6 protein-coding genes are annotated in these 5,434 nt (G+C 64.9%); 1 reads left to right on the top strand and 5 read right to left on the bottom strand.

Features of this window, described 5'->3' with window-relative positions; translation table 11 throughout:
• Nucleotides 1–222 precede the first annotated feature (222 nt).
• The 4 genes from DTW89_RS18595 to DTW89_RS18580 form a co-directional block, all read right to left on the bottom strand.
• Complete coding sequence (locus DTW89_RS18595; protein WP_024815872.1) at nucleotides 223–669, bottom strand: GatB/YqeY domain-containing protein; 447 nt, start codon at nucleotides 667–669, stop codon at nucleotides 223–225.
• Between the two features lie 205 nt (nucleotides 670–874).
• Nucleotides 875–1,087: a 30S ribosomal protein S21 gene (gene rpsU, locus DTW89_RS18590; RefSeq protein ID WP_005799779.1), complete on the bottom strand. Its 213-nt coding sequence runs from the start codon at nucleotides 1,085–1,087 to the stop codon at nucleotides 875–877.
• Nucleotides 1,088–1,238: 151 nt separating this feature from the next.
• Nucleotides 1,239–2,483, bottom strand: coding sequence for an NAD(P)/FAD-dependent oxidoreductase (locus tag DTW89_RS18585; protein ID WP_442858122.1), 1,245 nt, complete (start codon nucleotides 2,481–2,483; stop codon nucleotides 1,239–1,241).
• A 53-nt stretch (nucleotides 2,484–2,536) separates the two neighbouring features.
• Nucleotides 2,537–3,712 (bottom strand): ABC transporter substrate-binding protein, encoded by a 1,176-nt coding sequence (locus DTW89_RS18580; protein ID WP_114657015.1) that lies wholly within the window; start codon nucleotides 3,710–3,712, stop codon nucleotides 2,537–2,539.
• Between the two features lie 352 nt (nucleotides 3,713–4,064).
• Between DTW89_RS18580 and DTW89_RS18575 the strand changes: the two genes are divergently transcribed.
• Nucleotides 4,065–4,565, top strand: a complete 501-nt coding sequence (locus tag DTW89_RS18575) for an acyl-CoA thioesterase (protein WP_111867934.1) — start codon at nucleotides 4,065–4,067, stop codon at nucleotides 4,563–4,565.
• A 60-nt stretch (nucleotides 4,566–4,625) separates the two neighbouring features.
• Here DTW89_RS18575 and cobA read toward each other — a convergent pair whose 3' ends face one another.
• On the bottom strand, nucleotides 4,626–5,420 hold the full coding sequence (gene cobA, locus DTW89_RS18570; RefSeq protein WP_114657017.1) for a uroporphyrinogen-III C-methyltransferase: 795 nt from the start codon (nucleotides 5,418–5,420) through the stop codon (nucleotides 4,626–4,628).
• Between the last annotated feature and the right edge of the window lie 14 nt (nucleotides 5,421–5,434).

The raw sequence follows: 5,434 nt of genomic DNA, 5'->3' as shown, positions 1-5,434 counted from the left end.
GCGGTGTATGCACTGAACCACCGGCCACGCAAGTGCCTGGGCTGGCGTACTCCGCATGAGGTGTTCTATGGGCTGGAGATCACTCCGCTTAGACTTGAGACTCGCGCACTTCGTACTTGAATCCGCGAGCAAAAATAGCTGCCAGCGCTTGTTTATCAAGCGCTGGCAGCTATCAAAATAATACTGACCGTTGCGTGGTCAGCTGGGGGCGCTCTCTATCTTTCAGCCCGCCAGCGCAGCCTTCACAGCGGCCGAGACCTGGCCCATGTCGGCCTTGCCGGCCAGGCGGGTCTTGACCACGCCCATAACCTTGCCCATGTCGCCGGGGCCGGCGGCGCCCAGTTCGGCCACGATGGCTTTCACGGCGGCCAGGGTTTCCTCGGCCGACATCCGCTCCGGCAGGTAGGCCTGCAGCACGGCCATTTCGGACTTTTCCTTGTCAGCCAGGTCCTGGCGGCCCGCGCCTTCAAAGGCGGTGATGCTGTCCTTGCGCTGCTTGATGAGCTTGTCCACGATGGCGACCACGGCCACATCGTCCAGCACGACGCGCTCGTCCACTTCCTTTTGCTTCATCGCGGCCTGCAGCAGGCGGATGGTGCCCAGGCGCTCGCTGTCCTTGGCGCGCATGGCGGTTTTCATGTCTTCGGTGATCTGGTCCTTGAGGCTCATGGCGGCTTCCTTTTTAGTAAGACAGAGTCGGAGGGTTTGCACAAAGCCCCTCTGGCTAGGCGCAGCGCCGCAGACAGTAGTTTTGCTACGGCAAGGCGCTGCAACGACGCCAGAGGGGCTTTGTGCAGACCCGCAAAAACAAAAACCCGCGCTTGGCGTCCCTAGCGCGGGTTCTGGGACCCAAGCAGGCTTGGGATCCGGAAGATCAGTACATCTTCTTGGGCAGTTGCATGCTGCGAACGCGCTTGTAGTGGCGCTTCACGGCGGCTGCCTTCTTGCGCTTGCGCTCGGCGGTGGGCTTTTCGTAGAACTCACGGGCGCGCAGGTCGGTCAGCAGGCCGAGCTTTTCAATGGTGCGCTTGAAGCGACGCAGTGCAACGTCAAAGGGTTCGTTTTCTTTTACGCGGATCGTAGTCATTAGCTAATGTTTTCCAAAATGTTGCTCGCAGAGGGGCTTGGGGAGATCGGGCCTCAGGACCATACGTAGCGGTTTCCCCGTCTGTAACTAGTATTTGGCCGACGGGGCATTGCCAGCAAAGCCGGAGATTATAGCCCGGCTGCGGCAAATTTCAAGCAGGCAGCGCTTGGGCGCAAGCATGGGCGCTGGCCCAGGCCCACTGAAAGTTGTAGCCGCCCAGCCAGCCTGTCACATCCACCACTTCGCCAATGAAATACAGGCCGGGCTGCGTCTTGCATTCCATGGTTTGCTGCGAGAGCGCGCGGGTGTCGATGCCACCCAACGTGACTTCGGCCTTCTTGTAGCCCTCGGTGCCGGTGGGGGTGAGCTCCCAGCGTGCCAGTTGCTCGGCCAGCCGGGCCAGGGCCTTGTCAGTGGCCTCGTTGATGGGGCGTTGCCAGTCGGCCTCGCGCTGGGCCCAGGTGTCGGCCAGGCGGCTTGGCACCAGCGTGGCCAGCTCGTTGGCGATGAGTTTGCGCGATCGCGCCTTGGCCTGCGCCACCGCGGCGGGCAGGTCCACCGTGGGCGCCAGGTTGATGGCCAGCGGCGTGCCCTCTTGCCAGTAGCTGGATATCTGCAGCACCGCCGGGCCCGACAGGCCGCGGTGGGTGAACAGCAGGTCTTCGTCAAACGCCATGCGGGACTTCTTGGCGCCGGTGCTGATCTGCACCGGCAGCGCCAGTCCGGCCAGCTGCGCATACGGCGCCCAGCCCGCGCCGTCAAACGTCAGGGGCACGAGGCCGGGGCGGCGCTCGACCAGCGGGATATTGAACTGCTGCGCCAGCCGGTAGCCAAAATCGGTGGCGCCGATCTTGGGGATCGACAGCCCACCCGTGGCAATGACCACCGAGCGGGCCTGCACCGTGTCGCGGTCAGTATCAATTTGATAGCTGCTGGCGCTTTCTGGATAAGCGCCAGAGGCCAAAAAGGCTATATTTTTGACCCGGCAAGGCTGCCAGTGCGTGACGCCACCGGCCGCGCATTCGGCCAGCAGCATGGCGATGATGTCCTCGGCCGAGCGGTCGGCAAACAGCTGGCCCTTGTGTTTTTCGTGAAAGGCGATGCCGTGCTTTTGCACCAGCGCAATGAAATCGGCCGGTGTGTAGCGCGACAGCGCCGAGCGGCAAAACTGCGGGTTTTGCCCCACGAAGTGCTTGTGCGGCGCGGCGGGGTCCAGGTCGCGGTTGGTGAAGTTGCAGCGCCCGCCGCCCGAGATGCGGATCTTCTCGGCCACCTTGTCGGCGTGGTCGATGAGCAAGACTTTCAACCCGCGCTGGCCTGCCTGGCCTGCACAGAACAGGCCGGCGGCACCGGCGCCGATGATGACAACATCAAAAACAAGGGAAGCGAGGGTCACAGGGGTTTTAGGCAGCGGTAGCGGGGCCGCCATTGTCGCCCGCGATCAGGGGGCTATTGCCTGAAGACCCCGCCCGATCCCACCACGGCAATGTCCACAAAGTTGGAGCCATGGTGGTTCTGCGGGCTGAACTGGTAGGCATAACCGCCCAGGTCGAGGTTGCCCAGGCTTTCCATGCCCTGTACCAGACTGGCGCGCGTAACCCCCGGCCCCGCAGCGCGCAGGCCTTCGATCAGCACGCGGGCGTCCATGTAGCCGGTATAGCGGTCGTAATCCACGGGCTTGTCATGGTGCTTCATGGACGCCTGGAAGTCGCGCGTGAGCTGGATGGTGGGTTTGCTGGGGGACGGGCCGGTACGCGCCACGGCCAGGCCACGTGCGTCCTCTCCCAGCGCCTTGAGCATGGCGGTGCCCGCGCCCAGTGACAAGGTGTACACCGGCACACCCAGATGGGCCCGATGCGCCCGCACGTAGGCCACAACAGGCGGCCCTGCCGCTATCAGCAGCACTGCCTGCGGTCTCTGGGCGGCCAGGGCTTTGGCGGCTTCGTTGGCATCTTCTCCGGCGGCGGCCAGCGCATGTGTGCCCGCCAAAGATGCGCCTTCGGCAGCAATGGTTTTTTCGACAAGCGGCAGCAGCAGCTTGCCAAAATCGTTGTTTTCGAAGGCCACCCCGATGCGTGACGATTGCACCGCCACCAGATTACGGACGATCTTGACCAGCTCATCAGCGTAGCTGGCCCGGGTGGTGAACAGGTAGGGGTGCTGCTGCGCGCGGATGGCGGGGGAGCCGGTATACACGCCGATCAGTGGCAATTTGGCTTGCGCCAGATAGGGCAGCAGCGTCATCACCTGTGAAGTGCCCGACACGCCCAACAAGGCCTGTACGCCGTCTTTTTCGTTCAGCTGTTTGGCGTTTTCCAGCGTACGGCGCGGGTCGAACCCGTCGTCCAGCGACACCAGCCGGATCTTGCGGCCGCCGATACCCCCTTTGGCATTGGCGTCTGCGATGGCGGCCTCCTGCCCCTCGTGGAGGGGCGCAAGAAACGGAGCCATCCCACCCGTCAGGGCGGTCGAACGGCCGATGAGGATGTCGCCCTTTCCTGCAGCCGGTTGTGCGCCCGCGGGCAGTGCCGCCAAGGCCGCGCTGCCCGCCAGTGCCAGCACCAGGCTGCGGCGGCGCGCCAGTGGGAGGCCGTGGCCAGTGGGCGTCGCATCGTGGTTCATCATCAAGTAGCTCCTTCAGATGTCGGCCAACGTGGCCGCAACGTGCGGCGATGGTAGGAGCGCCCGGCGCTTGCCGCCCAAGGGTTTACACCGGGCAGGCGTCAAGTGAGAGACAGGCGCCTGCGCCAATGTCTATCCACTTTCAGGCAAGCGAAAACCTGAGCCGCTGGATGAATCCTTTGGGCACGCCGTCTTCACGGCATTTGCAACGGCAATGGCATTGGCCACCAGCATGGCGTTGCGTATCACCGCCACGCCCTAGCTTTTGCGCGGGTGTGGCGTGTTCAGATATTCGGGGAAGCAGCGGGCGCTGGGTGCGCATCCGCACGGGCAGGGCGCCCTCTAAAATCCTGGCATGAATATCCCCTCACACCAACTCAGCATGACCGTGCTGATGTCTCCTGACATGGCCAACTTCTCGGGCAATGTGCATGGCGGGGCGATTCTCAAGCTGCTCGACCAGGTGGCCTATTCCTGCGCCAGCCGATATTCGGCCTGTTACGTGGTCACCCTCAGCGTGGACCAGGTGATGTTTTTGCAGCCCATTCATGTGGGCGAGCTGGTGACTTTTCTGGCCAGCGTCAACTACACGGGCGCGTCGTCGATGGAGGTGGGCATCAAGGTGGTGGCCGAAGACATCCGCTCGCAGGTGGTGCGGCATGTGAACAGCTGCTTTTTCACGATGGTGGCGGTGGACGAGGCGCGCAAGCCGGTGAAGGTGCCGCCCCTGTCGCCTTCTACGCCCGACGAACGCCGCCGCTGGGACGCCGCACTGCTGCGCAAATCGCTGCGCAAGGAGCTGGCCGCGCGCTTCGAGCAGGCCCGCTCGGCGCCAACCCCCGCACCGGCGGGCTGAAGCGCCCTGCGCCCTGTGCGCTGGCGGGCAGGCGCGCCGATCCCCTTGCGCAGCGGGCTTTCAGCCCGTGCGGCGGGTGGCGCTGGCCTGGTCGGGGGCAGGTTGGGAAACGCTGGCCACACCGCGCACCACGTCGCCCACCACAATCACCGAGGGGCTGGCCAGCCCTTCGCGTTCGATGGTGGCGTGCAGCTGGCCCAGCGTGGTGATGGCATGGCGCTGGTGGGGCAGGCTGGCGTGCTGGATGATGGCCACGGGTGTATCGGCCGGCAGACCGGTGAGCAGCTCTTGCCCGATATGGGCCGCGCCGCTTACGCCCATGTAGATCACCAGCGTGAGCCGGGCCTCGCGCGCGGTGGCGGCCAGCTGGCGCCAGTTGGTGCCCGCGTCGCCGGGTTTGGCGTGGCCGGTGACAAACACCACGCCATGCGCATGCTCGCGGTGCGTGAGCGGGGCGCCCAGCGAGGTCAGTCCCGCCAGCCCCGCCGTGATGCCATTGATCACCGTGACCGCTACCCCGGCGGCACGCAGGTGCTCCACTTCTTCGCCGCCACGGCCAAAGATGAACGGGTCGCCGCCCTTGAGGCGCACCACGTTCTCGCCCTCGCTCACGGCCATGAGCATCAGCTTTTCGATGAAGGCCTGCGGCGTGCTGGTGCAGCCACCGCGCTTGCCCACGTAAACGATGCGCGCCGTGGGCGATGCGTGCGCCACGATGGCGTCGCTCACCAGGTCATCTACCAGCAGCACGGTGGCGGCCTGGATGGCCTTGAGGGCCTTGATGGTGAGCAGCTCGGGATCGCCCGGGCCCGCGCCTACCAGCGTGCAGGTTCCCAGGTGGGTGGCGGGCGACAGTGCGCCTGTCTCTT

This window comes from Acidovorax sp. BoFeN1 (assembly GCF_003345135.1).
GTDB classification, from domain to species: Bacteria; Pseudomonadota; Gammaproteobacteria; order Burkholderiales; family Burkholderiaceae_C; genus Acidovorax; species Acidovorax defluvii.
Note: the sequence above shows the minus strand (reverse complement) of the source record. Positions and strands in the feature narration are given on the sequence as shown.